The following is a 24481-nucleotide window of genomic DNA, read 5'->3' as shown; positions in this document are numbered from 1 at the left end:
CCCAGCCGCCGGGCCGTCCTGCAGGCTCCAGCGAGGTTTCGATGAAAAGAGTGTTTTCCAGCGTAACGGATGGCCGCGGTTTCGACCTTGTTCTGGTCGGCGTGCCCTTCACGTTCCTCCTGGCACTGGCAGGGCTTCCGCTGCTCTACAACATCCTGATGAGCTTTCAGGAAGTGGACATGTTCAGCCTGGCCAGCGTCATCCGGCCTTTTGTCGGCTTCAAAAACTATGTCGACCTGTTCACCGAGCCTGAAACCATATCCATCCTCAAGAACACGGTCATCTTCGTGGTGGGATCGATCGCTGGGCAGTTTCTGGTCGGCTTCTCGTTGGCCCTGTTCTTCTGGATCAATTTTCCCGGAGCATCCTGGCTGCGCGGCCTCTTTCTGGTTTCCTGGGTCATGCCCGGTCTCGTCGTCGGCGCCATCTGGAACTGGATCCTGTCCGGGGACTTCGGCGTGCTCAATTTTCTGTTGCAGCAAACCGGCCTCGTCAACGGCAATATCTTCTGGAGGTCTGATCCGAATTTCTCGCTGTGGGCGGTTATTCTGGCCAATATCTGGCTCGGCACCTCCTTCAACATGATCCTGCTCGCCACCGGTCTTGCCGCCATTCCTGCAGATCTCTACGAGGCGGCGGAAATGGATGGCGCCAATGCCTGGCAGCGCTTCTGGACCATCACCCTGCCGATGATGCGCTCCACCATCGGCGCGATCATCGCGCTCGGGCTGATCTTCACCCTGCAGCAATTCGATCTGTTTGCCGCGATTACCGATGGCGGGCCGAACAATTCCTCCAATGTCGCGCAATACTGGGCCTGGGATCTGTCCTTCCGGCAGTATGACTTCGGCAAGGGCGCCACCATTTCCGTCATCATGACCGTCTTCGTGATGTTCGCCGCAACCGTTTATGTCCGTTCCACACGCCATGAGGTGCGCGGATGAGTGAAATCGCACGAAATCGGCTGTTGCTTGCCCTGTCCGTCGTCATGGCGGCTATTTATCTCTTCCCGCTTTACTGGATGTATCTGACGGCGCTGAAAAGCGGCTCGGAAATGTTCGCCACACCGCCGACATTCTGGCCCTCCTCTGCCCAATGGCGCACCTTCACCTATGTCTGGGAAAGCCGGAACATGGGCCGCTACCTGTGGAACTCCACGGTCATTGCCTTCGGTGCGGTGGCCCTGATCGCGTTTCTGGGCACCGGCTGTGCCTATGTGCTGGCGCGCTACCGCAATGTCTGGGTGGATATCGGGCTTTTCCTCATCCTGATGTTTCAGGTTCTGCCGGCCTCGCTGATGATAACGCCGATCTTCGTGGGTTTTTCGCAAGTGGGCCTGCTCGAATATCCGCGCTTTGCCGTTATCCTGGCCATCACCGCCAAAAGCATGCCCTTTTTCGTCGTGCTCGTGCGCGCAACCTTCATGGCCGTGCCGATGGAGCTGGAGGAGGCGGCGCTGGTGGATGGCAACTCCCGCATCGGGGCCTTCTTCAACATCGTTCTGCCATTGGCGCGCAACGGCATTCTGGTTAGCGCCATTCTCATCTTCATGCAGGCCTTCGGCGAATTCGTCTATTCCAAATCGATGATCCAGGACATTCAGCTCCAGCCCGCCAGCGTCGGACTCAACTCCTTCATGGGGCCGAACACCAGCGAGTGGAACAACATCATGGCCTACGCCACCATGTATGTGACGCCCATCCTTGCCATCTTCGTTCTGTTGCAGCGCCGTATCGTGTCCGGGCTCACATCGGGAGCATTGAAATGACCCACCAAATTGAACTCTCGGCCGTCAACAAATATTATGGCGCCTATCACGCGCTGAAGGATATCGATCTTTCCATTCGCAAGGGCTCGTTCGTCGCGCTGGTCGGCCCGTCCGGCTGCGGCAAGTCCACGCTACTGCGCTCGCTGGCGGGGCTCGAGACCATATCGAGCGGCGATCTCGTCATCGCCGGAAAACGCATGAACGGGGTGCCGCCCCGAAAGCGCGATCTTGCCATGGTGTTCCAGTCTTATGCGCTCTACCCGCATATGACCGTCGAACAAAACCTGACCTATAGCCTGAAGATCAACGGGGTGAGAAAGGCAGAGAGGCAAAGGGCGGCGGCCGATGTGGCGGCGATCACTGGATTGTCGAACCTGCTGCACCGGTATCCGCGGGAATTGTCCGGGGGGCAGCGTCAACGCGTCGCGATGAGCCGGGCCATCATCCGCAACCCGCAAGCCTTCCTTTTCGACGAACCGCTCTCGAACCTCGACGCAGCATTGCGGGTTCACATGCGCAAGGAGATCAGGGCACTCCACGACCGCCTCGGCGCGACCTCGGTCTATGTGACCCACGATCAGGTCGAGGCGATGACGATGGCAGATCATGTCGTCGTCATGCGCAATGGCATTATCGAGCAACAGGGCAAGCCGCTCGATTTATATGACCGTCCGGCCAATCGCTTTGTCGCCGGCTTCATCGGGTCGCCGGCGATGAACTTCATTCCGGCGCGAGCGACGCCTGACGGAAGAGCCCTGGTTCTGGACCTTGCCGAGCCGCAGACCGTCGATCTCGGTTGTCCGCTTCCAGCTGGACGTGCCTTGATCGTCGGCATCCGCCCGGAGCATCTTACTCTCGCCGCGGCCGATGCCGTCGGCTTCAAGGTGGATGTCGCGACAGTTGAAACGACCGGCGCGGCAACGTTCATTACCACCGCCACCGCGCCTGAGATTGTCGTTGCCTTGAATGGCAGGAGCGTAGTGGCGGCGGGCGAAACCATTCGGCTGACGTTTGCTGTAAGCAATGTCCATCTGTTCGACGCCGCGACCGAACAGAGCCTCAAATGATCGTGCCGGCGCGTTATGGTATGTGTCGATTGCCGTCGAGAACCGAGTGCCGGTTCACGGAGAAGGCTGGCTCAGCTGAGCGCAAATGAGAACGCATCTACCGTCCGGTCCACTTCGATCAGGAGAGCCAGTATGTTGTTCTTGGCCGATAAAGCTCCTCGAGGTGGGGGCGGACCAGTCAAGCAGCCCTGCAGTGCTCAGATAACTGGATCGACCGCAATCAATCCGGCACTTGCCGAGGCTGCTTTCCAAAAATCCCAGATGCTCGGAGCAGACCGATTTGATCAGGTCGAGCAGCAGACTGCTTCGCTCTGCCAGCCATAACAGGGCCTCCTCGCTGATTTCGTAATGTTTGGAATACCGCGCCTTCCCATAGGCTTCGTTGAGCGTGTTGAACCAGGCGCGTTCGCGGTGCTGATCTCGGGGAAAGGCTTCGGCCAGACGCCGGTCCTGCTCCTCGGCGAGCGAGCGCAGGAACTTGTTGTTGTGCGAGGGCGGGCCGTAATTCGTGAGCGTGAGGAGGACGCAGGCGTAAGCCTGCTCGAGCGATTGATCGAGCGCGAAGGCGGCATCCTTGCGCCAGCTTTCGTCTACCTGGGATGGGGGTCAAGGCGCGCGAAATTTACATAGATTGTGAAACAGCACCGAAGGTTGACCCCGTTTGAAAAGGCGGTAAGCACCTGACTTTACTTGCAAATTTGCAACTTGGGCGGGGCGTCATCGGCGCCGATCGTGACCCCACCCGATCTGGATTTCATCTCAGTAGATCAAGGTTTTACGGGACCGATCATAGGGGGCAACCTTCGGTGCTGATTCACACGCATACCATGGCGAACGGTTTGGCAAGGATGGCTACCGCTACGACACGCTGCTTCAACGCACAGGTGGCGACTACGAGATCGACTTGGCCATAACAACGACGCCGATCGGTGCCATCTCTCGGCTCGAGCACGCGCTTGGCGGGTTTGAACAGGAGCGAGAGAGCCATCGCATTCGCCTCGCCGATGCGAAACGTCGCCTTGCCTCCTACACACCGCGTCTGGATGAAAGCTTCCCATTCGAAGCCAAGCTCGAACTCAAGCTGAGCCAACTGGACGAGATCGAAAGGCATCTGGCGGCAACCGCCGACGAACCAGAGGAGGATCGCCAGGAAGCCGCGTAAACAGCGGCATATCCGCGGTCACTTGAAACGGGATCGTGTCATACACATCTATCGGTCATCACCCGTTTCGATAGTTTCCTGCAGTGGCGATTGCCGCGCGTTTGAAACTGTCCGGGTCGGAAAGGGCGCTCCCCGAAAGGGTTGAGCGCCCTTTCGTTTTCAAGTGCGCGAGCACTTTTGCCATCGAATCCAGATTTTTTATCAGCCCGTCAGGCTGCGGAGCGGTGCTTTTTTGGTACGAGATCTTGCCGGGTTTTCTTTTGCGACAGGCCCGGCATCATCATCGAACAAGGAAGACAGGACGACCGGATGCCGGTCCGGAAAACGAGCCACGAGTTCCAGGGTGCCGCCCATGGCCCCGACATAACTGCGCAACGTGGACAGAAGCAGATCGCTCCGCTTCTCCAGGCGCGAAATATTTTCCTGTTTTACACCGAGCGTTTCGGCCATACGGACCTGGGTGAGGTCGCGCGCCTTGCGCAGATCCTGCAGTGTCCGGTATTCTTCAAGCCGCTCATTGCCCAGTTGTTCGAGCCGTTCGCGACGTTCCGCAGGAAGGCCCTGAAGGACGTCATCCAATGATCTAGCCATTCTTTTTCTCCTTCATTGCGTTGAGGTGCTGTGTCAATCGCTGATCAGCTTTTGCGATCAGTACTTTGTAGAACCGCGTCTGACTGCCGCCCGATTTGTCGCCTGCGACCAGAAGGATTGCCCGACGCTCGGGATCGAAAGCATAGACCAGTCGCCAAACACCGTCTGCAGCCTTGAACCGCAATTCCTTCATATTCGCATGTGCCGATCCCTTGAGCGTATCGGCGTATGGACGACCAAGCTGCGGCCCATAAGCTTTCAGAAGCGGCAGTGCCGCGAAGATTTCGTCCTGCACCTCTTCCGGCAGTGCTGAAAACTCCGGGTCGAATTCGTCGTGGAGCAGAACCGCCCATTCCTTCGTCACAATATGATCTCAGAGTTATATGCTGTCAAGGTTATATGTTTTGGGTGATTCTATTTCGGTGTCCGTGATCAACATCCTACAGCGCCTGGTGCGAATGGCCAATCGGAGTCGGGCAGATTTAAGGCGAGGGTAAAACGGGGAGGGGAAAGAAGAGGAAGGAAACCGGTTCGCAAGGACGGTCCAACGGCTGCCGGTTCCCTCAATCGCGCCGGTCGCCGAGACCGGGCCTGCTTGTCTCGCAAGGCAGGTGTGCCTCGCTTGTTCGCACGCCAGGTCCGCTCCGGCGCAGTTGCAGCCGCAGGCCGGTCCCGCGTTTCGGGGGATGTCTTCGAGAAGAAGACGAGAGGGCAAGGACAGCCTGTCCGCCCGTAACCCGATAAAGGACTTCTCTCATGGAACTGATGACAGTCGATCCGCGCAGCCTGAAGGACAATCCCGACAGGGCGCGCCAGTCGAAATCCTCCCCCCAGTCCGATGCACTGCTTTGCGCGTCGATCAAGGCGATCGGAGTGGTGCAGCCACCGGTGGTCAAGCCCGATCCCGACGGCGGCAACAGCTATATCATCGTCTTCGGTCACCGCCGTGCCGCTCAGGCCGTGGCGGCGGATATCGCGGAGATCGCGGTTCTGGTCGCCGAACCCAGCGACGATCTCGGCGCCATGCAGTCGCGGAAAACATTGCCCGCGAGCTGCTGAACCCAGTCAATCAATGGCGCGCCATTGAACGCCTCGTCGCTCTCGGCTGGACCGAGGAATCCATCGCGCTTCCGGTCCGGCAGATCCGAAAGCTGCGGCTGCTTGCCAACATCCTGCCCGCGATGCTCGACCAGATGGCGCGAGGCGACATGCCGAACGAGCAGCAGCTGCGCACGATCGCCGCCGCCGGCCAGGACGAGCAGGCCGAGGTCTGGAAGAAGTACAAGCCGAGGAAGCAGGATCCGCAGGTGTCGTGGTGGGAGGTGGCTCGCGCACTGACCACGACCCGGATGCTCGCCAAGCACGCAAGCTTCGGCGACGAACTGGCGCAGGCCTATGGCATCGTCTGGGTCGAGGACCTGTTTGCACCCGCCGACGAGGACAACCGCTACACCACGGACGTCGAGGCGTTTCCCGGGGCGCAGCAGGAGTGGCTCTCCAACAATCTGCCGAAGCGTGGTTCGGTCACTCTCCAGGAGGACCAGTCCCACGCCCGTGACGCTCAGGAATTCGAAAAGCGACATCGCAACGACTGGGTGGTGATCGCAGCCCTCAATTCCGATCACAGGCCCGGCTTTGTCGAGTGCATCGCGACACTGGGTGGGATCCGCAGCGAGACCGGCGAACGGCGGTTTCTGGTTCTAGGCTCCGACTACGTGATCGGCCGGCACGGCTTCGTCATCAATCCATCAAGCGAGCCATATGATGGTCCGTCCAGCTTCGTGACCTGGGCGGCGCAACGATGACTGTCACGTTCACTGACAGCGACACTCCCCGAAATCAGGTGATCGATTTCATCGAACTCCATCGCAGGATCTGGGCACGGCAGCACGATTGCCGCTCTCGGCGGGCAGAGCTGACACGAAAAACGAAGGCTCGGTGGAAATGCAAAGTACGGCATGGCTAGCCACCAGTCATGGCACGCATATCAACGGAGCCGGGCGAAAGCGGTAAACCCGACCAATCGAGGGAGGGGTAAAGCTTTGATCGAAATGCAGAGCCAGCGAACGGGCAACCGGCTTACACTCTCTTACACTCTAATGTGCTGGGATCGAGATTTGTCAGTACCCTTCGAGGGTGACGCGGCATTGCAAAGTCGGATCCTGGACGGCGATTGCCTCATGCTGCCGTAAACCAGATCGTCGGCCGGCACAGCACCTCGGTTTTGCTGCGGTCTGACATGGGCGCGTCCCGGTCAAAGGCCGCTGGCGCGCCGCGTTGCGGCAGGATCATCGCCTCGTCGCAAGGCAGGCCCGCGTCTGGCGCAGCCCGCTTAAAGGCGGGCAGCACCATCCGCAAACCTACCCCGCTCCTCCTGGCAATACCCTGACCTTGGGCCGGGCCGCTGACGCCCATGTCCTTTTGCCCGCACCCGAGGGGCTGAGCCGGACGACAACCGGCACCCCGGGCTTCGCTGAAACATCGCTCATAAAGGATCCGATCATGGCACCGCTCCACCCAGAAAAACCGCCCTGCAAAATCCCAGCGCGCCACCACACTCGAAATGGTCAGGCACGCCTGCCCCGATACAGCCCAGGCACTGCGCATCTCCGAAAGCTTCGGCCTTGCCCTCATCGACAGCGACGGGATCCGCGACCTCCATCGCGGCCAGTTGATCGAAAGCGCTGATGCGCCCAAAGATGGCCTCGCCGAAAAGGCCATGCAGATCCACATGCAGCGCATCGTCGGATCCTTCGTCAGCTCAGCCTACGGCGCCGGACAATTCTACAGCCGCGCGGTCACAGAAGCCCGCGATCTCACCACGAAACTCTCCAACGACTTCAGGGATGAAGACCTCGACGGCCCGGTAGGCTTCGACAGCCGCGCCCAGCGCAAGCGCGAGTTCGCAGCCGACATGGGACTGCAGGCCCATGTGCTTCGCATAGCAGCCGAAGGCGCCGTCTCGGCTTACGAGGAGATCACAGGCGAGACCTGGAAGCCATACGAGCGCACGGTCGAGCAGCCCGCCAACTCGGTCGACCAAAACGCCGCAACGGTTCAGATGGCAGCATTCGAATAGGACGATGGCGGGGCTGCGGCCCCGCATTTCTCCTGCGTCCGAAAAGCCGTTGCGACATGGTTCGGAAAAGAAAAAAGGGCCGACGGAAAACCGCGGCCCATAAAGTATGAAGGTCATGGACCTCCAGAGGGGAACAGCTGCTGCGGCGGAACTGGGAGGAAGCCGCCATGTGCATCAGCTGAAGTCTGTATGCACGAATTTTCATCGCGTTGCACCTAATTTTTGTGCAGCACAGCTATGCGTTCGCGCTTTGATGATCGCGACCCCTCTCGTCTGCACTTTTCACTTCTGCACGCTATCCAAGCGACGTTACCAGGTGATCAACGGCGACTTTCGTTCGCTTCCAACACCTGTCGAACGTTCGGCAACACAGTCGGCGTTTTCACCGCGATTGTCGGGATTAGCGATCGGACTTCTGAGTGGAATGGACACCATCGCGCCTTTCGGTAACGGCAAAATAGTGACCCGGGGAGTCGCCAAAGGCGCGGCGAAACATCGTGATGAAGTTGCTTGGCGCGGCATAGCCGAGAGCGTCGGAGACCATGCCGACAGGATCACCTCGGGCCAGCATTTCGAGGGCGTGGGTCAGACGTGCCTGCTGTCGCCATTGGGCAAAGCTCAACCCCGTCTCGGATAGAATGAGACGCCGCAGCGTGCGCGACGACATCGCCGCCCATGTCGCCCATTCGTCGAGCGTTCGCTCGTTCTCGGGCCGGGCGAGGATCGCATTGGCGATGCGCACCAGCCGCGGATCGGATGGCATCGGCAAATGCAGACGCTCTTGCGGCGCCTGTGCGATCTCGTCGAGTAGAACGGCGACGACGCGATCCTGATCCGGTTGCAGCCTGTCCATGGTGTTCCATGTGACGGCTTTCCGAACCAGCGCGCGCATCAGTTCCCCGATGCCGATCACACGGGGGGCGTCGGGCAGATCGCATCCGGCGTCGGGGGCAATAAAGACGCTCCACCCGCTCAGCGCGCCGCTGACGCTGACCGCATGAGCGACGCCCGGCGGAATCCAGCCCGCGCGGTGCGGCGGCAGCAGCCAGGAACCATGCGCCGTCCGAACATGAATGAGGCCGCTTTCGACGCACAGCACCTGTCCGCGCCGGTGCGTGTGCCAGTCATATTCCCGCGTTCCCAGCCGATACTCCGTGCCGGGGTCATCATTGCCCCACACGGCAATCAGCGACGGGCCATCGAGCCGGTCGCTGAGATCGACGGGCATCGACGAGGCTGTTGTCATACCGTTTTGGCCATCTCTCAGTATTTTATGTCCATATATCGATACCGCTCATAACCCATCTCAGTCGATCCTGGAAGGCGACGCAAACGGTCTTCCAGACGGATGCACCGTGATCCAACCCGACGAGGTGCATTTGATGTCTTCTGTTTCCGCCGCCCCGGTGGTTCCATCTTCCCTTTTGCGTAGCAGTGTTCCGGCGTGGATTGCCGCAGTGGTTGCCTGCCTGTGCTCGTTCATGGTCGTCATGGACGGAGCCATCGTGAATGTGGCGCTGCCGGCGATCCGCGCCGATCTCGGCCTGACCACCATTGGTCAGCAATGGGTTGTCGATGCCTATCTGCTGTCGCTCGGCGGCTTCATGCTGCTCGCGGCACGTGCGAGCGATATCTACGGTCGCCGCACCATCCTTCAGGCGGGTCTCGTCACCTTCACTCTGGCGAGCTTGGTAGGCGGCTTCGCGACGAGCGGCCTTATGCTTCTGGCGGCACGGGCGGTTCAGGGTTTTGGTGCTTCGGCGCTCGCAACCTCGACGCTGGCCGTCATCATCTCCGTCTATCCCAAGGGAGCCGGGCGCGAACGGGCGATCTCCTTCTGGGCCGCATCGGGGGCGATCGCCGCCGCCTTCGGCGTCATCATCGGTGGTGTGCTGGTCAGCGTTCTGAGCTGGCGCTGGGTCATGTTCGTCAACGCGCCGATCGGTGCGCTTCTGAGCTTGGTCGTTGCGACCTGCCTGGCGCCGCAGCCTCATGGTGAAGATCGCCTGAAGCTCGACATGCCGGGCGCGATCTCGATCACGCTCGCGATCGGCAGCTTCATCTACGGTATCACCCAATCGGTCGCATTGGGCTGGGGATCGCCCGTCGTGCTTGGCGCCCTCGGCATCGCGGCTGGCCTTCTTGCGCTGTTCGTCGGCATCGAAAGCCGCACCGAGCAGCCCCTGATCCGTTTGAGCGTCTTCCGGCATCGCAACATCCCGGTCGGTATCGTCATGGTCATGGGCCTTGGCGCATCTTTGACCGCGTCCATGTTCTTCATCTCGCTCGTCCTCCAGCAGATCGCCGGTTACAGCCCGATGGACACTGGCCTTGCCATCCTGCCGATGGCGCTGCTCCTGGCCATCACCTCCATCTCGTCGCGTTATCTTCGCGATGCCGGCTTCGACCGCCTGCCGTTCTTCGGCGGGTTGATGGCTGCGGCAGGATTGGTCTGGCTGGCTTGGGTTCCTGCCGCGCCCGTCTATGTCGCCGATATCCTGTGGCCGTCACTGCTTGTCGGCGGCGGCCTCGGCCTGATGATCATGACGGCGACGCACGCGGTTCTTGCCGGTATTCCCCATGCGCAATCCGGTCTCGCCGCCGGTCTGCAAAACACCGCCCGGCAGCTCGGCGGAGCCGTGGGCATCGCCGCCCTGGTGACGCTCGCGCATTCGGTGTCGGTCGCAGAGAGCGGCACAGGCTCTGAGACCTTCGGTCAGCTCGCCGGCTACCACGCGGCGTTCATTGCGACTGGAGCGATCAGCGCGGTCTCGGCGCTCGCCTCGCTGCTGCTCCGGCATGACCCCTCCTGATCCTCAGCCATCGCGACGACGCGGTCGAAGCCGCCGACGCGCTGCGCGAGGTGATCGACCGCATCGTCCTCACGCCCGGCGATAGGCGTGGCCAACTCCACATCACTCTGCAAGGAAGGAAGTTGTGGACAGCGCCGGGATTCGGGCCAACTAGCGAGTCTCGCAGTCTGGTATCTTCCGCGAGCTGATCCAGGACCAGGGCACCACTCCAACACCCGCCCAAGAGCCACCGACGACAAGCTTGCCGTCGACTTCCCGGCCATCGTCCAGCTCACCTTCATCCGACTGTGGCGGTACGCTTATAAGCCTTTGACCTAAAAAGGGGACGTTCCCCGACGTACCGGACGCACCCAAGGCGAGTTGAACTCCAGGCAATGAATAAACCGGCCCGATCGTTACCGATCGGGCCGGTTTTGTTTGCGCAATCCGTTCTCATCGAACAGGTGTACGAATTCCGGTCGGTAGGTTAGCCCAACCTCCTGACCGCTTGCATAGTTCACATCACCAACGGCCCTAGCAATAACGGTCCCGGCGCCTTCCAATGGCACATGCAGGAAGGTGTCGCTGCCCAGCCGTTCGGTGAACTGCACCTTGCCCCGCCAAGTGCCGCCCTCGCGGGTGATTTCTATATGCTCCGGTCGGACCCCGAGCGTATGAGCACCCGCAGTCTTGGCGGTTTCGCCGGTGAAGAAGTTCATCTTCGGGGACCCGATGAAGCCGGCGACGAATAGCGTCTTCGGCGCGTTGTAGAGGTCGATCGGTGCGCCCACCTGCTCTATCCGTCCCTTGTTGAGCACAACGATCTGGTCGGCAAGCGTCATCGCCTCCACCTGGTCGTGCGTGACGTAGATCATAGTTGCGCCGAGCCGTTGGTGAAGCTGGGCGAGCTCGACGCGCATCTGGGTGCGAAGAGCCGCGTCGAGGTTGGACAGCGGTTCGTCCAACAGGAATACTTTAGGCTCACGAACGATGGCCCGGCCGATCGCCACGCGCTGACGTTGGCCACCGGACAATTCGGCAGGCTTGCGCTTCAACAACGGCGTCAGTTGCAGAACCTCGGCTGCCGCTGCGACCTGGCTCTTGATTTGCGCTTTCGGCACACCCGCCATCTTGAGTGCGAATCCAATATTCCCCTCGACATCCATATGCGGATAAAGTGCATAGGACTGAAAAACCATGGCGATACCGCGCTCGGTCGGACGCTCTTCGGTCACGTCGCGACCATCGATAAAGAGCTGGCCGTCGGTGATTTCCTCGAGCCCTGCAGTCAGCCGCAGAAGCGTGGATTTGCCGCAGCCGGAGGGGCCGACGAAGACCGTGAACGAGCCGTGCGGGATGTGAAGCGAGACGTCCGGAATGACGTCTATCGCTCCAAACGTTTTCTTGATGTTGCGATATTCGAGGACGGACATGGGCTCATTCCTAAGGGATGTTTTTGTAATCGAAATACGAGAAGTCCGCCGGCGTTCCGAGCCCTCCCACATCGTGGGCGGCCATACCGACAAATGCGCCGGTGAAATTGCCGATGCCGACGAACGATCCGGTGATCTTGCTCTGCTCGCCTTCTCCGCTTTCGTCGGACAGGACGGAATTGTCGAGCACCGGCCCGATGCGGGTCCACGCGTCGTCTTTCCAGTAGAAGAAGCGGAGAGCCGCCCCCCTTACCTCGACGCGCATGCGCACCGGCCCATCCGGAACGGGGATCGGATCGGCAAGGCCAAGCATTGTCATGCCGTTCGGCCATTGGCCGTTGCAGTAGAAGATCTGCAACGAACGGCCAGCGTTTTCGTCATGACTAAGGCAGAGATAGTGGTAGGCGAAGCGGTTGTAGTAGGCAATTAATCCCGCCATCTGCAGATAGGAAGTCGGATCGCAGTTGACTTCTGTTTCCGCATCGTAATTGAAGCCCGTCTGACGGCGGGCAACGACAGACTGCTCAAACCAGGACCCGATGGATTCGCGGCCGAAGAGGCGGAGATGGCCGGGGCGATCTGATAGTGAAAAGAGTCGTTCCGGATGAGGTGTTCTCAACCACTGGAATGCGGTGGGCAGGCCGATGTCCGGATTGAATTCGTAGCGCTCCGGCTCTGGCGGGAAGGGATGCGGAGGAAAGGCCGGAGCCGGCACCTCGTCCATCGGCACGTACTTCTCGCCTTCCAGCCTCAGCCAACCGTCATCGCCCCAAACGCATTTCTGGATCGCCGTCTCGCGACCGAGCACGGAACGATAGAGACCCGGGAGCGGCCGGCTGCAGAGATGTACCATGTAGGTATCGCCGTCAGGCGTCTCGACGAAGTCGCCGTGGCCGCCGCGCTGCAGCGTCGCATCAGGATGGAAGCGCGACGTGACGACATGAGTGTCGGGGTGCAACTCGTAGGGACCGGCGATGTTGCGCGACCGGGCCATGGTCACGGCGTGGGAATAACCTGTGCCACCCTCGGCGACCATCAGATAATACCAACCGTTCCGCTTGTAGAGGTGTGGTCCCTCCGCTAGGCCCAGCGGCGAGCCGCGAAAGATGTTGGTGATCGGACCGACGAGCTTCTTCTCGACCGAATCGTATTCCTGGAGAAGGATCCCGCCGAAACGTGACGGGCGCCCGCGGTGATCCCAGATCAGGTTGACGTGCCACTTGCGGCCGTCGTCGTCATGGAAGAGGGACGGATCGAAACCCGAGGAGTTGAGATAGACCGGGTCGGACCATCGTCCCTCGATGGTCGGGGAGGTGACGAGATAATTGTGGCAGTCCTTGAAGGCCCCGCTCTTTCGCTTCACGTCCGTATAGATGAGCCAGAACAGGCCATCTGCATACGTGAGGCAAGGGGCCCAGATGCCGCAGCTGTCCGGATCGCCGCGCATGTCGAGTTGCGAGGCGCGGTTGAGGGGCCGGCTTGCGAGGCGCCAGTTCACGAGATCGCGCGAGTGATGGATCTGCACGCCCGGATACCATTCGAAGGTCGAGACGGCGATGTAATAGTCCCCGCCCACGCGGCAGATGGAGGGATCAGGATTGAATCCAGGGAGGATCGGATTCTGGATCATGACGCGATTCATAACTAACCTTTCACGGAGCCGCGGGTGAGGCCGGCAACGATGTATTTCTGGGTAAAGGTGAAGAAGATGAGTGCCGGCAGGATGGTCAGCGACACGAAAGCAAGGATCTTGTTCCACTCGATCAGGAACTCACCGCGGAATTGCATGATGCCCAGCGGCCAGGTGTAGAGGCTGCGCTCGTTCAGCACGACCAGTGGCAGCAGGTAGTTATTCCAGCTCTGCACAAAAACGAAGGTGCCGACGGTCGCCAGGATTGGCGTCGAAAGCGGCAGAGTGAACCGGAAGAAGAAGCCGATATAGTCACAGCCATCGACATAGGCTGCCTCGAACAGCTCCCTCGGCAATTGCTGGAAGAAACTGCGCAGAAGAACGACGGCGAAGGCCATCGAGAAAGCCGTCTGCGGCAGGATAATGCCCAGTGGATTGTCGAGCAGATCGAGATCGCGAATCTGGATGAAGAGAGGCACGATGGCTGTCGCAAAGGGGAACATGAGTCCCAGGAGCAGGTAAGATTGTATGTATCGGGAACCGAAGAACCGGATCTGGGCAAACACATAGGCTGCCATCGACGCGGATAGAAGCGTCAGGATCACGGCCGAAATCGAGACCACCAACGAGTTGCGCATGTAGGTCCAGAACAGGGGACTGAACAGGATGTCGGAATAGGTGCTCAGGTCCCACACTTTCGGGATGCCAAATGGTGACGACCGCAATTCGCCCATGGACTTGAAACCACCCAGGAAGGTGGAAAGCAGGGGCAATATGACAATGGCCGCAACAATGGAAAGCACGGCTGCGCGCAACAGCGCCGGGAAAAAACCGGGACGGATCACAACACATCTCCCTTGGAAAGCGCTAGGCGCCGATAGCCAAATGCGGAGACCAGGCACAGGATGAACAACACTACGCCGACGGCGCTACCATAGCCCACGTTCAGCTGGGCGAGGCCATAGGTATAGAGATAGCTGACGATGGAGTGGGTCGAGTTCGACGGCCCGCCGTTTGTTAGCGGGATGATGATGTCGAAGACCTGCAGGGCGCCGATGATCGCGAAAAAGGCGGATAGCTTGATCGCGTGGCTGATCAGCGGCAGCTTGACGTAGAAGACCTTTTGCCATGGTCCTGCTCCGTCAATATCCGCAGCTTCGATGAGATCCGAAGGAACCGCCTGCAGTGCGGCTATGAAAATCATCATGTGGTAGCCGAAATACTTCCACACGATCACCGTGATGATGGCCATGAAAGCGTATTGCCGATCGGCCAGGATGTAGATCGGCTCGATGCCGAGCGCCGCAGCGATCTGGCCGGATACTCCGTAGTCGCCATCGAAGATGAAGCTCCATATCAAACCGGTGGCTATTTCAGCGAGAATGTAAGGTGCGAAAAAGATCAACCGGAACACCGTGTTAACCGGCGTCTTCCTGTAAATGAGCAGCGCCATGGCCAAAGCGAGCGGTATCTGGATCAAGATCGACGCCAATACCAGCTTGAGCGAATTCCACATCGACTGATGAAAGACGGAGTGGTTGATCAGGCGCTGGTAGTTCTGCATGCCGACGAAATTCGTGACGGCGCCATAGCCGCTCCATTTGAAGAAGCTCAGATGGGCGGCATTGATGATGGGCCAGATGACGAAGATCGTGAAAAGGACCAAAGCTGGCGGCAGGAAGAGCAGGATTGTTGCCAGCTTCCCGTCCTTTTGCATGCGCGATAAGCGCGCCATCCGGCTGCGCCCCGGGCGTGTTCTCGTAAAAGTGTCCATAAGTAACCTTGCTGGTTCAACCGGCGGACGGGCGGCGGGGCCGCCCGTCTGAATTGGGAGAAAGCTCAGCGCATCTCGCGCGCTTCTTCGACCTTCTGCGCAGCTTCTTCAGGCTTGATGTCGCCGGTCGCAATCTCTGCGGCGGCATCGTTCAGGGCGGCCCCGACGCTCGCACCGAGCGCCTGGTCGAGATAGAGCTGGTGGTGCGGCGCCCTGGCGAGCAATTCTCCGATGCCGCGCAGGCGAGCGTCCTGGATACTGGCCTGAGCGTCCTTCGCAATGGGAAGCCAGATCCCCAGCTTGCCGCCTTCGAGCTGATTTTCCTTGCTGGTCAGGAACCGAAGGAACTTAACGGTCGCCGGCGCGGCATCCTTTGTGATCAGCCAGCCGTTGACCCCGCCGAACGTGTCGTTGGCATCACCCTTTCCGCCCGCGACGGTCGGAAAGGGAATGAAGTCGAGATCATCGCCGAGGCCTTTGCCGGATGTGGAATTTTTGGCCTGAACGCCGATGAAGAAATTGCCCATCAAATAGAACGCGCCCTTGGCGTCGCCGAAAAGACCGGCCGCCTTGTTCTGCGTTGTATCCATGAAGCCGGGCTGAAAGGGCTCGAGGTCAACGAGCTGCTTGAAGGCTCCACCGGCCTTGACGAAGTCCGGATTGTTGAAGCCGCCATTCTCACCCCGGTCGGCAGCGGCGATGCCTTCGGTCCCAGCAAAGCGGGTCGCGAGATAACCATAATAGAAGGCGATCGGCCACTTGTCCTTGCCGCCGAGCACGATGGGCGTAATGCCAGCAGCCTTCACCTTCTTGACCGCTCCGAGGAAGTCATCCCAGGTCTTGATGGATTTCGGATCGACATTGGTTTTGGCTAACAGCGCTTTGTTGTAGAACAGGGCGACGCCGGCAGCATAGAGCGGAACGCCGTAGAGCTTGCCCTTGTATGTATGCGCAGCGATACCAGCGGGGGCATATTGTGCGCGGGCATTCTCATCCATCTGCGCAGAAATATCCTTCAGGACACCGGCCTCTGCCTGTTCGTGAAATACGCCGCCCGTCCAGGTGAAGAACGCATCCGGACGCGATGAAGATTGGAGCAACGTCGGGAGCTTTGCCTTGAACGACGTGTCGTCCATGTAATCGAACTGGATCTTGACGTCCGGGTTCGCGGCTTCGAAAGCCTTGATGGCGTTCGTGTAATAGTCGCGGGCCCCTGGTGTGTTGGTCTCAATCGTCAGAATGCGAACGGTCTCGGCCCATGCCGGGCCAGCAAAAATCATCCCCAGAGCCGTGGCGGCTCCAAGCCAAAGCGATCTCATAATCTTTTCCTCCAACTGGTCTGGCGGTTACGCCAGCTCCTCCGACCCGGTTCTTGCGGGCTTGCTGGCACCTTAGAGGAAGCAATTTCTCAACCGGCGTTATAATTTTTAACAGGTTGGCATAAAATCAGTATTCCACTTGCAATACGTCGATATTGATAAGAATGGCAGATATCATATGAACTCAAAGTCCGGCCCCGGAGGAGGAGAGTTTTGGTCTCAAAGCCCAGCAGCTATCAGGTTGCCCTGTTTTTAAAGGCTCGAGGCGACTACGGCAGAGAGATCATCGCTGGCGTGTGCGATTACGTTCGATCCACGCGGTCGGTATGGGACCTGCTCCTGCATGAAGATTTTCGCGATAGCGTCGATGGAATTTCCGAATGGTCGGGACACGGTATCATAGCGGATTTTGATGATCCGGATTTCGAGTCCACATTGTCGGATTTGAATATTCCGGTTATCGGCGTCGGCGGATCATACCAGCGTGAATCGGATTATCCACGCAACGTGCCCTATGTGGCGACGGACAACGAGAAGCTCGTAACGGAAGCCTATACCCATCTGGTCGATATGGGGCTTCCGCGATTTGCGTTCTACGGATCCCCGGAAGCCCACCGTTACCGTTGGGCCGTCGAGCGTGAAAAGGTGTATCTCAAGCTGTGCGCCCGCGATTTGACGAAGCCTGAGATCTTCCGCGGTAAAGGCACGTTCGGTCCTGACTGGGATGAGATTTTGTCGGACGTCATTGCTTGGCTGAGGGAGCTTCCCAAGCCGATCGGCATTATCGCCGTCACCGATTCACGCGCGCGCCACATTTTGCAAGCTTGCATTCTTGCAGACATAGCGGTGCCGGAAGAAGTATCGATCGTGGGGATAGATGACGATCCTCTTCTGCGTATGCTCACGCGCATTCCGATTAGCTCCGTGCGGCAGGGGACGCGCAAGATGGGGCAGATCGCTGCGTCAATGCTTCACCGCCGTTTGAAGGGCGCTATCCTGGATGAGCCGCGGATCATCATTCCGCCCGCCGGGCTCAACCCGCAAATATCCTCGCGATACCAACCCATCTATGATCCCTACGTCATGCGCGCGAGACATTATATCCGCCAATTCGCGGGCCAGGGGATCAAAGTTGCTCAAGTTGCGGCGTATGTGGGCGTTTCCAGGACGACCCTCGAAACCCATTTCCGGCGCGCGTTTGGCTGGACCGTCCACGACGACATGTTGGCATTTCGACTTCAACTCGCACGTGAAATGCTGGAGGAAGGTGAGCGATCGCTTGAGAGGATTGCCGAATTGAGCGGCTTCACCAGTAATCAATACATGCATGCAGTCTTTAAACGAGAGCTGGGTTGCAGCCCCCGGGAGTATCAGAGGCAACAGGTCATACGCTGAGGACGGCAGTAGATCCTTTGATGAAAGCTGTCTCCGGGCAATTTGCGTTGGAAGCGGGCCAGCAATCTCGTCGGCGGGGTCAGGTAACCGCCAACATATCCACAGCTGGCATCAACCTTCTGTCGGAAGCGTCGGCGACAGTTACGACAACGCCCTCGCCGAAACGATCAACGGTCTCTATAAGGCCGAGGTCATCCATCGGCGCGGACCGTGGACGAGCTTCGAGACGGTAGACGTCTCACGCAGCTTTTTCCGAACGGTCAGTAGTGGCTCTATGATGCTGGCCAGGTCCGGCATGTCTTCGATCAGCTCACGGATACGTACCTCGAAGCCGGCGGCGCTGACGACGCCGACCTTGAGCCCAAAATTGCGCAGCATCCCCCTAATGTCATTCTCGATGGCAATAGCCTTTTCCTGCACCAGCTTGCGGGCCGTCAGCAACGCCCATCGCTTCTGGCTGGTCAGGGTCTCCACCTGAACGGGACGAAACAAATTGACCCGCATCATCTGCGCGATGCCGCGCGCATCGTTGCGATCCGTTTTGTCGATCTGGGTCTTGAGAAAGGCCTTGGTGTGGCGGGTCTCGATACAAATGGTCGGCAAGGCGTGGCCTGCAACATCATTTGGTGGCGCTGGCGGCGTCGAGAAGGAAGCAGCGTGGTGCGTGCCGATCCGGCTGGAGGAGGGGAGAGTGGAGATGGCGATGAGGGCAACAGTCTGCTTGACGATGAGCTTGCCGCGATCGATGCGGTGCTGGCTCGCTCTGACGCTGCCATTGGCGGGCGGTGCACGCGCTGCACCATACGCATGTTCCCGAACGATGAAATTACAGCCGGCCGCGCCGATTATCGCTCAAGCCAGTTTTCCAGATCGAGACCACGAATGCGCTGGAACTCACGGGTGTTGTCCGTCACGAGCGTCAGGTTCAACGCGCAAGCATGCGCGGCGATCAGCATATCGTTGAGGCCGATAGTTTCTCCCGCAGCTTCCAGTTTCGCACGGATGCCTCCGTAGTTGATGTCGGCGGGCATATCCAGGGGCATGATCGGTATCGTTTCAAGAATGCTTTCGACTTTCGCCAATAGCTTGGTTGAGCCTTTTTTCGCGCAGCCGTATCGCAGTTCAGCAGCGACGACGATACTGGTGCAGATCTCCTTGGGGTCAATCTCTTCGACGCGACGCGCAGCCGATCCGAACGGATTGCGTATGATGTCGCTGATGATGTTCGTATCGAGCAAATACCCGGTCAAAAAATGTTCTCCGGTTTGGCAGGCATATCCTCGATATCCGGGAACTGGTCTTCAGGTCCGAGAAGATCCTCCTTCTTCCATTCGGCAAGAAGCTCAATGATGTTGGCTGGCCTGGCTATAGGCTCAATGATGAGCTTGTTTCCTTCACGATGAATCAAGACGCGGTCCCCCGGCAACTCGAACTCCGCTGGAATGCGCACAGCTTGACTGCGATTGTTGCGGAACAGCTTCACTTCTTTCGGCCGGGATGAAGGCAATGGAATAGGCACGGTGATGGCCTCCTATGTATATGCCAAATGTATATCCCAAGCGTTACAAAATCAAGCACGGTGATGAACAGCATTACAGAAACTGACTGGGGGAATTTGGATGGCCACATTTTCGGAGCGGATTTAGCGGATTTTCACACATACTAGATAAGGCAAACCGATCGCTTGCAAACGTCTCAGGGCCACTTTTGACGAATGCAAGAGCGCAGGAAGTCGCGAAAACGCTGCGTTCTCAGAGAGAAGATTGCGTTGATAGATCACGAGCCGCGTGCTCGCGCGGATCAGCGACAAGTGGACCTTGCTGGTTGTTCGTGTGCTTGGGCTATGGACCGTTGCGCTTTAACGCCCTGCGCCGCGAAATCGGCGAGATCAGCCAGAAGGCGCTCGCATTGACACTGCGGGAGCTGGAGGAAATTGGCTTCGTTTCCCGGACCGTAGCGAGCGGTTGCCTCGCGGAATGCCTTACTGTCAAAGGAGAAATTACGGATTTCACGGCGCTCGTGGAAAAACTAGGCGCGCTTTTAGGACATTGCGTGGGCGGCAAAGCGGCTATCCCGCCGTCGCCGACCATGACATCGCCGGGGAAGACTGCGACATCACCGCAGCCGATCGGCACATTGATGTCGAGGGCCTGGTTTAGGGTCAGGTTGGTCGGCGCCGACGGTCGATTATGATAGGCCGGGAAAGGCAATTCAGCGATCTCGGAGGAATCCCGGAAACCGCCATCCGTCACGACGCCCTCGACGCCGCGAGCCATCAAACGTGTCACCAGGATCGACCCCGCCGAAGCGGCGCGCGGATCCTTGCGGCTGTCCATCACAAGAACTGCGCCTTCGGGGCAGTCTTCAACTGCTTTACGTTGTGGATGGCCGCGATCACGAAATACGGATAACGGGTTCAGGTCTTCGCGAGCGGGATATAGCGGAGAGTAAAGGCCTCGCCGACCATGTTGCTAACGATTTTACCGAGTGGATGGATGTCCTGGATGAACTGGTCGCGCAACCCCCGTTTGAACAGCGCGGTGCACAGCGTGGCGGTGCTGACATTGCGCAGTTCCTCACGGGTCTCGGTGGAAGTTTAGCTGTCACTGTCAAAATTCCTGGTCTCGGGATCGATTACCAGCGGGGCACGCGCCGCTCGTAGGTCGGATCGAACTGCTGCATGTAGGCGGTGTCGTTACGCTCGCTGACGCCGGCAACCTCATAGAGCGCCGCGAATTTCCCGAGTTTTTCCTGATCGATAGAAACGCCGAGGCCGGGCTTGTCGGGCACGGTCAGGCTGCCATCCTCGAAGCGGAAAGGCGCTCCTTCGATGATGTCTACGCCGGTCCAAGGATAATGGGTATCGCAGGCATAAGTGAGGTTCGGGGTGGCGGCCGCAACATGGGTCATTGCCGCTAGCGTGATGCCGAGATGCGAGTTGGAATGCATGGAAAGCCCAAGGTCAAACGTCTCGCAGAGCTTGGCCAGATGGGTAGAGGCGCGCATTCCGCCCCAATAGTGATGGTCCGATAGCACAATCTTTACGGCATTCTTGCGAACGGCTTCGGCAATCTGGTCGAATTCGAGCACCACCATGTTGGTGGCAAGCGGTATGGAAGTCGCGGCAGCGACCTGCGCCATCGCATCCATGCCGATCACCGGGTCTTCGAGATACTCGAGGATGCCTTCCAGCTTCCGCGCGATGTAGATCGCTGTCTCGACGGTCCAGCCGCCATTCGGGTCGATGCGCAGGGGATGATGGGGGAAAGCCTCGCGCAGCTTGATCATCGTCTCGATCTCGAGATCGGGCTCGAGCACGCCGCCCTTGAGCTTGAGCGACACGAAGCCGTGTTCAGACACGAAACGCCGCGCCTGGCCGACCATGGCATCGGGCGACATGACCTCGCCCCAGTCATCGGCATCCTCGCCGAAATGACCCGCGAACTTGAAGAAGAGGTAGGCGCTGAAAGGCACTTCCTGACGTAATGGCCCGCCAAGCAGATCGACCACCGGCCGACCGACAGCCTTGCCCTGGATATCGAGGCAGGGGACCTCGAAGGCCGAATAGACGACGTCGGTGACCTTATGGTCGGCGACGGCCGTCTTGGCATTTATGCCGCCGCCATTCGGTAGGGCCTTCAGGATGCGCGCCTTCAGTTCGTTGAGATGAAAAGGGTCGAGCCCGACCAGAGCCGGCGCCGCCTCCCGCAATCCCTCCAGAGCCTTGATGCTCCCATAGCTTTCTCCGATGCCGACGGTTCCATCGTCACAGAATATCTCGATCACCGTGCGCAATGCATAGGGCTGGTGGACACCCTTGCAATTGAGTAGCGGCTTGTCCGGGATGGCGACCGGCGTGAGCTTTACGTAGTCTATCCGCATGAGGTTTCCCAAAATCGTGATATTGTGCTTTATGTCACTTGCATATTTTTAATGCAATGTGGTATCTCAGATTTCTCTAGGAGATATCAGATGGCTTTGGAATTTTCGTCCGACATTGCTGAAGTGCTGACCTCTGCGTCACTGGTGCCGGAAGGTAATCTGGTCGAGCAAGTCCATCGTGCCCTGCGGGCGGCGATCGTCGAGGTCCGGGTGCGGCCCGGCAGCGCGCTGTCCGAAAAGGAAATCGCCGCCTGCCTCAATGTCAGCAAAACGCCGATCCGGGAAGCACTGATCCGGCTGGTTGAGGAACGACTGGTGACGGTGGTGCCCAAGAGCGGCACGCGCGTCGCGCCGATCGATATCGACAGGTTTCGCGAGGGGTGCTTTGCCCGTTTGCATATAGAGGTGGCAGCAGTGGCCCAAGCCGCGACGTTGCGCAGCGATGAGCATATCATCCAGATGAAGGCCAATATATCGCAGCAACGCGAAGCGCTGGAGAACGAGGCCTATTGGGATTTTTTCCTGCTGGACGAGACGTTTCACGCACTCATCCTGAAGGCGGCGGGCCTGCCGGGGCTGATCCCGATCATGGAGGCTGCCAAAGTCGAGGTCGATCGCATCCGCAGCCTTAAAAATCGCCTCGGCGTGCGCCGGACGGAAATCGTCATTCGTGAGCACGAGGCGATTGTCGCCGCCATCGCAGCCCGTGACCCAGGACGCGCAGCGCAGGCCATCCGCGATCATCTGGGTGAAGTCGACCAGCGCATCTGGGCGCTCGGCGAGGACCACGTCCTCTGGAATTTCATAGCATCGGTCAGCAAGACGCCGCCTCGCTCGTCGATCGGCATAGCCGGCTGATGCCGAGAATATGGACTAAAAAGCTTCCCGTCGGCGCGTTGAAGGCGCTGATCGCGGAACAATACTGTGGCAATGGCGTGGAGGCGCCATCCACCAGCATCATTCGGGAGGATCAATGAGAATGCGTACACACATCCTGGCATCTTTTGCCGTTGCGGCCATGCTGTCTTCGGCCCTGTCTCCGGCTTTCGCCGATACCCCGAAGGACCAGTTGGTCATCGGCCTATCGATGACCAATCTGCTGACGCTCGACCCTGCGGAGGCAGTCGAGACGGAATCCTTCGATGTCCTCAACAACCTCTATGACCGGCTGGTCGAGATGGACGCCCGGGCCCCCAGCAAGCTGGTGCCCGGGCTTGCGGAGAAATGGGACGTGGCTGCAGATGGTACCTTGACGTTCACGCTGCGGCAGAATGCAAAATTCCAGTCCGGTAATCCGGTGACGTCCGCGGACGTGGTCTGGTCGTTGAAGCGGGTGATGAAGCTCAACCGCGGTCCGGCATCTTTCATGCGCGAAATCGGCTATTCGGCCGAAAGTCTGGACACGTTGCTTAGCGCCCCCGATGAAAAAACTGTGGTGCTGAAACAGTCGGACAAAATCAACCCGGAAATCGTCCTCTATACGTTGGCCCGCACCGTGGGCAATATCGTCGACAGCAAGACGGTTATCGAACACCAGCAGGGCGACGACCTTGGGCGCGCTTGGCTCACCAACAATTCGGCCGGTTCGGGGCCGTTCATCTTGCGTCGCTGGAGCGCCAATGACGCCGTCATCCTCGATCGCAACGATGCCTATTGGCGTGGCGAGCCGAAAATGCGCCGCATCGTCATCCGCCACATGCCGGAATCGCAGAGCCAGCGCCTGCAAATCGAGAATGGCGATATCGATGTTGCCCGTTCGCTGTCGGCGCCGGATTTGAAGGCGATGGCTACCAATGAGCAGATGAAAATTCAGAAGGTCGGCAGCGGCGGGTTCTATTATCTGGCCGTGAGCACTGCCGACGAGATTTTTGCTAAATCCGACGTGCGCGCAGTACTGCCTTACCTGATCGACTATGATGGCATCGGCACTGCCGTCGTCGGAGATTACGGCGTCAAGCGGCAAGTGCCGGTGCCGGCGGAATACCCGGGCGCGATCGCCGATCCAGGTTACAAGCTGGACATCCCTAAGGCAAAAGAAATGTTGGCAAAAGCGGGATATCCGAACGGTTTCAGCACCCAGATGCTGGTCCTCTCGGACTCCCCCTTTGTCGATATCGCCACGGCGATCCAGGGCACGCTGGCACAGGCAGGCATCAAGGTCGAGATCGTTCAGGGGAACGGAACCCAGGTGTACGGCAAGATGCGGGACCGCAAGTTCTCGATGATCGTCGGCCGCAGCGGCGGCCAGATGCCAAACGTGCTCGGCGCCATCCAGGCCTATACCAGCAATTTCGACAACAGTCCGAAAAGTACGCAAACGGCAAGCCTTGCCTGGCGCACATCCTGGGATATTCCGGAGCTGACGAAGCTGACATCCGAAGCGCGTTCCGAGGGCGACCAAGCCAAACGCACGGCGCTCTACCAGCAGATCCAAGAAAAATTCCTGTCTTCGTCGCCACCGCTTTTCTCGGTGGCGGCCGCCACCCAGCCGAGCGCAATTCGCGCCAATGTCGAGGGGCTTGCCGATCAGCAGTCACGCTCGCCGTACTGGTACAACGTCAGCAAGAGCCAGAAATAGCAGCCGAAAGG

Annotated in this window: 20 protein-coding genes and 6 pseudogenes; 12 read left to right on the top strand and 14 right to left on the bottom strand. The window is 59.2% G+C overall.

Annotation, left to right across the window (positions count from 1 at the left end; all coding sequences use genetic code 11):
• The first annotated feature begins 41 nt into the window (after positions 1-41).
• Genes RG540_RS29230 through RG540_RS29220 form a run of 3 tightly spaced genes read left to right on the top strand, consistent with a single transcriptional unit; the run spans position 42 to position 2835 of the window.
• On the top strand, positions 42-944 hold the full coding sequence (locus RG540_RS29230; protein WP_041365748.1) for a carbohydrate ABC transporter permease: 903 nt from the start codon (positions 42-44) through the stop codon (positions 942-944).
• Positions 941-1768, top strand: a complete 828-nt coding sequence (locus tag RG540_RS29225) for a carbohydrate ABC transporter permease (protein ID WP_041365746.1) — start codon at positions 941-943, stop codon at positions 1766-1768. Before RG540_RS29230 ends, RG540_RS29225 begins: the two co-directional genes overlap by 4 nt.
• Complete coding sequence (locus RG540_RS29220) at positions 1765-2835, top strand: ABC transporter ATP-binding protein (RefSeq protein WP_041365744.1); 1071 nt, start codon at positions 1765-1767, stop codon at positions 2833-2835. Before RG540_RS29225 ends, RG540_RS29220 begins: the two co-directional genes overlap by 4 nt.
• 246 nt (positions 2836-3081) lie before the next feature.
• On the opposite strand, the pseudogene RG540_RS33385 reads toward RG540_RS29220, so the two are convergent.
• Positions 3082-3408: pseudogene (locus tag RG540_RS33385) on the bottom strand (HEPN domain-containing protein); the annotation flags it as partial.
• Between the two features lie 331 nt (positions 3409-3739).
• Here RG540_RS33385 and RG540_RS29205 point away from each other — a divergent pair.
• On the top strand, positions 3740-3997 hold the full coding sequence (locus tag RG540_RS29205; protein WP_041365738.1) for a hypothetical protein: 258 nt from the start codon (positions 3740-3742) through the stop codon (positions 3995-3997).
• Positions 3998-4198: 201 nt separating this feature from the next.
• Here the strand turns inward: RG540_RS29205 and RG540_RS29200 are convergent, their stop codons facing one another.
• Together RG540_RS29200 and RG540_RS29195 are read right to left on the bottom strand one after the other, a co-directional pair.
• Positions 4199-4588 (bottom strand): XRE family transcriptional regulator, encoded by a 390-nt coding sequence (locus RG540_RS29200; protein ID WP_080725133.1) that lies wholly within the window; start codon positions 4586-4588, stop codon positions 4199-4201.
• Complete coding sequence (locus tag RG540_RS29195; protein WP_041365736.1) at positions 4581-4952, bottom strand: type II toxin-antitoxin system RelE/ParE family toxin; 372 nt, start codon at positions 4950-4952, stop codon at positions 4581-4583. The genes RG540_RS29200 and RG540_RS29195 overlap by 8 nt, the downstream gene beginning before the upstream one ends.
• Before the next feature lie 392 nt (positions 4953-5344).
• Here RG540_RS29195 and RG540_RS29190 point away from each other — a divergent pair.
• Both RG540_RS29190 and RG540_RS29180 read left to right on the top strand, forming a co-directional pair.
• A pseudogene (locus tag RG540_RS29190) lies at positions 5345-6114 on the top strand (ParB/RepB/Spo0J family partition protein); the annotation flags it as partial.
• 1037 nt (positions 6115-7151) lie between these two features.
• Complete coding sequence (locus tag RG540_RS29180) at positions 7152-7667, top strand: hypothetical protein (protein ID WP_046601470.1); 516 nt, start codon at positions 7152-7154, stop codon at positions 7665-7667.
• Between the two features lie 400 nt (positions 7668-8067).
• Here the strand turns inward: RG540_RS29180 and RG540_RS29175 are convergent, their stop codons facing one another.
• Positions 8068-8895, bottom strand: coding sequence for an AraC family transcriptional regulator (locus RG540_RS29175; RefSeq protein WP_197995266.1), 828 nt, complete (start codon positions 8893-8895; stop codon positions 8068-8070).
• A 154-nt stretch (positions 8896-9049) separates the two neighbouring features.
• On the opposite strand from RG540_RS29175, the gene RG540_RS29170 reads away from it, so the two are divergent.
• Positions 9050-10480: an MFS transporter gene (locus RG540_RS29170; RefSeq protein ID WP_041365728.1), complete on the top strand. Its 1431-nt coding sequence runs from the start codon at positions 9050-9052 to the stop codon at positions 10478-10480.
• 395 nt (positions 10481-10875) lie between these two features.
• On the opposite strand, the gene RG540_RS29165 is transcribed toward RG540_RS29170, so the two are convergent.
• From RG540_RS29165 to RG540_RS29145, 5 genes are all read right to left on the bottom strand, one after another.
• Complete coding sequence (locus tag RG540_RS29165) at positions 10876-11892, bottom strand: ABC transporter ATP-binding protein (protein ID WP_041365726.1); 1017 nt, start codon at positions 11890-11892, stop codon at positions 10876-10878.
• A gap of 10 nt (positions 11893-11902) precedes the next feature.
• Complete coding sequence (locus RG540_RS29160; protein WP_041366567.1) at positions 11903-13522, bottom strand: glycoside hydrolase family 43 protein; 1620 nt, start codon at positions 13520-13522, stop codon at positions 11903-11905.
• Between the two features lie 14 nt (positions 13523-13536).
• Positions 13537-14364 (bottom strand): carbohydrate ABC transporter permease, encoded by an 828-nt coding sequence (locus tag RG540_RS29155; RefSeq protein WP_041366565.1) that lies wholly within the window; start codon positions 14362-14364, stop codon positions 13537-13539.
• On the bottom strand, positions 14364-15296 hold the full coding sequence (locus tag RG540_RS29150) for a carbohydrate ABC transporter permease (protein WP_041365724.1): 933 nt from the start codon (positions 15294-15296) through the stop codon (positions 14364-14366). Before RG540_RS29150 ends, RG540_RS29155 begins: the two co-directional genes overlap by 1 nt.
• Before the next feature lie 65 nt (positions 15297-15361).
• Positions 15362-16615 (bottom strand): ABC transporter substrate-binding protein, encoded by a 1254-nt coding sequence (locus tag RG540_RS29145; RefSeq protein ID WP_046601469.1) that lies wholly within the window; start codon positions 16613-16615, stop codon positions 15362-15364.
• Positions 16616-16828: 213 nt separating this feature from the next.
• On the opposite strand from RG540_RS29145, the gene RG540_RS29140 reads away from it, so the two are divergent.
• Positions 16829-18010, top strand: a complete 1182-nt coding sequence (locus RG540_RS29140) for an AraC family transcriptional regulator (RefSeq protein ID WP_041365719.1) — start codon at positions 16829-16831, stop codon at positions 18008-18010.
• A gap of 112 nt (positions 18011-18122) precedes the next feature.
• Positions 18123-18245, top strand: a pseudogene (locus RG540_RS32695) (IS3 family transposase); the annotation flags it as partial.
• 5 nt (positions 18246-18250) lie between these two features.
• Here RG540_RS32695 and RG540_RS29135 read toward each other — a convergent pair.
• The 3 genes and pseudogenes from RG540_RS29135 to RG540_RS29125 form a co-directional block, all read right to left on the bottom strand.
• Positions 18251-18613 (bottom strand): annotated as a pseudogene (locus RG540_RS29135) (IS110 family transposase); the annotation flags it as partial.
• 242 nt (positions 18614-18855) lie between these two features.
• Positions 18856-19260 (bottom strand): type II toxin-antitoxin system VapC family toxin, encoded by a 405-nt coding sequence (locus RG540_RS29130; protein ID WP_041365717.1) that lies wholly within the window; start codon positions 19258-19260, stop codon positions 18856-18858.
• Positions 19257-19529: an AbrB/MazE/SpoVT family DNA-binding domain-containing protein gene (locus tag RG540_RS29125; RefSeq protein WP_041365715.1), complete on the bottom strand. Its 273-nt coding sequence runs from the start codon at positions 19527-19529 to the stop codon at positions 19257-19259. Before RG540_RS29125 ends, RG540_RS29130 begins: the two co-directional genes overlap by 4 nt.
• A 311-nt stretch (positions 19530-19840) precedes the next feature.
• Here RG540_RS29125 and RG540_RS33710 point away from each other — a divergent pair.
• Positions 19841-19912: pseudogene (locus RG540_RS33710) on the top strand (winged helix-turn-helix transcriptional regulator); the annotation flags it as partial.
• A 155-nt stretch (positions 19913-20067) separates the two neighbouring features.
• On the opposite strand, the pseudogene RG540_RS29120 reads toward RG540_RS33710, so the two are convergent.
• Positions 20068-20582: pseudogene (locus tag RG540_RS29120) on the bottom strand (ribonuclease activity regulator RraA); the annotation flags it as partial.
• A gap of 62 nt (positions 20583-20644) precedes the next feature.
• Entirely contained in the window at positions 20645-21892 is a 1248-nt protein-coding gene (locus tag RG540_RS29115) for a glucarate dehydratase family protein (RefSeq protein ID WP_041365713.1), read from the bottom strand.
• Positions 21893-21982: 90 nt separating this feature from the next.
• Between RG540_RS29115 and RG540_RS29110 the strand changes: the two genes are divergently transcribed.
• A complete protein-coding gene (locus RG540_RS29110; RefSeq protein WP_080725132.1) occupies positions 21983-22750 on the top strand; it encodes a GntR family transcriptional regulator in 768 nt (255 codons plus the stop codon).
• A gap of 121 nt (positions 22751-22871) precedes the next feature.
• Positions 22872-24470: an ABC transporter substrate-binding protein gene (locus RG540_RS29105; protein ID WP_046601468.1), complete on the top strand. Its 1599-nt coding sequence runs from the start codon at positions 22872-22874 to the stop codon at positions 24468-24470.
• The last annotated feature ends 11 nt before the right edge of the window (positions 24471-24481 follow it).

The organism is Neorhizobium galegae bv. orientalis str. HAMBI 540, from assembly GCF_000731315.1.
In the GTDB taxonomy this organism is placed as follows: Bacteria; Pseudomonadota; Alphaproteobacteria; order Rhizobiales; family Rhizobiaceae; genus Neorhizobium; species Neorhizobium galegae.
The sequence above is the reverse complement of the archived record's forward strand: the minus strand, read 5'-3'. Positions and strand labels throughout refer to the sequence as shown.

Coding starts and splice junctions, on each gene's coding strand:
- RG540_RS29230 (WP_041365748.1), top strand. CDS start 42: ATGAAAAGAGTGTTTTCCAGCGTAACGGATGGCCGCGGTTTCGACCTT.
- RG540_RS29225 (WP_041365746.1), top strand. CDS start 941: ATGAGTGAAATCGCACGAAATCGGCTGTTGCTTGCCCTGTCCGTCGTC.
- RG540_RS29220 (WP_041365744.1), top strand. CDS start 1,765: ATGACCCACCAAATTGAACTCTCGGCCGTCAACAAATATTATGGCGCC.
- RG540_RS29200 (WP_080725133.1), bottom strand. CDS start 4,588: ATGGCTAGATCATTGGATGACGTCCTTCAGGGCCTTCCTGCGGAACGT.
- RG540_RS29180 (WP_046601470.1), top strand. CDS start 7,152: ATGGTCAGGCACGCCTGCCCCGATACAGCCCAGGCACTGCGCATCTCC.
- RG540_RS29175 (WP_197995266.1), bottom strand. CDS start 8,895: ATGCCCGTCGATCTCAGCGACCGGCTCGATGGCCCGTCGCTGATTGCC.
- RG540_RS29170 (WP_041365728.1), top strand. CDS start 9,050: ATGTCTTCTGTTTCCGCCGCCCCGGTGGTTCCATCTTCCCTTTTGCGT.
- RG540_RS29165 (WP_041365726.1), bottom strand. CDS start 11,892: ATGTCCGTCCTCGAATATCGCAACATCAAGAAAACGTTTGGAGCGATA.
- RG540_RS29160 (WP_041366567.1), bottom strand. CDS start 13,522: ATGATCCAGAATCCGATCCTCCCTGGATTCAATCCTGATCCCTCCATC.
- RG540_RS29150 (WP_041365724.1), bottom strand. CDS start 15,296: ATGGACACTTTTACGAGAACACGCCCGGGGCGCAGCCGGATGGCGCGC.
- RG540_RS29145 (WP_046601469.1), bottom strand. CDS start 16,615: ATGAGATCGCTTTGGCTTGGAGCCGCCACGGCTCTGGGGATGATTTTT.
- RG540_RS29115 (WP_041365713.1), bottom strand. CDS start 21,892: ATGCGGATAGACTACGTAAAGCTCACGCCGGTCGCCATCCCGGACAAG.
- RG540_RS29110 (WP_080725132.1), top strand. CDS start 21,983: ATGGCTTTGGAATTTTCGTCCGACATTGCTGAAGTGCTGACCTCTGCG.
- RG540_RS29105 (WP_046601468.1), top strand. CDS start 22,872: ATGCGTACACACATCCTGGCATCTTTTGCCGTTGCGGCCATGCTGTCT.